Annotated in this window: 1 protein-coding gene; it reads right to left on the bottom strand. The window is 71.8% G+C overall.

From position 1 onward, the window contains the following. On the bottom strand, positions 1–595 hold a 595-nt coding region (locus J0695_RS38540; protein WP_206969502.1), incomplete at both ends, for an MFS transporter.

Here is a 595-nt window from a genome sequence, read left to right as displayed (position 1 = left end):
CCCCGCCACCAGCGCCCCGAAGACCGCCACCGCGAGTCCTCCCGCGACCTGACGTCCCGCGTTCAGCACCCCCGCCGCCAGTCCGGCCCGCTCCTCAGGCACCGCCTCCAGCATCGCCGTCGTCAGCGGCGGGATGGTCAGCGCGACGCCGATCGCCATCGGCACCATCGACAACGCCAGCACCGGCCCGGACGTGTCGGCCGAGACCAGGAGCAGCACCAGCAGTCCCGCCACCGCCATCAGCTGCCCGGCCAGCAGCGGCACCCGGAATCCGTACCGGCCCGCCAGTTTCCCCGCCAGGATGTTGACCACCGGGATCAGCGCCGTCATCGGCAGGAACATCAGCCCGGCGCTCAACGCCGAACCCCCGCGCACCTGTTGGAAGAACAGGCTCAGCACAAAGATCACCCCGTAGAACGCCACGCTGTTCGCAGCCCCTACGGCCACCGCCACCGACACCGTCCGGTTGCGGAAGAGCCCCAACGGCACCAGCGGGTGCGGATGCCGCGACTCGATGACCAGGAACGCCACCAGCGACAGCACAGCCACCACCCCCGCGACCGCCCCGGCGACCCCGCCCCCGACCACCGCGTAC

Source organism: Streptomyces beijiangensis, from assembly GCF_017315755.1.
Taxonomy (GTDB): domain Bacteria; phylum Actinomycetota; class Actinomycetes; order Streptomycetales; family Streptomycetaceae; genus Streptomyces; species Streptomyces beijiangensis.
Note: the sequence above shows the minus strand (reverse complement) of the source record. Positions and strands in the feature narration are given on the sequence as shown.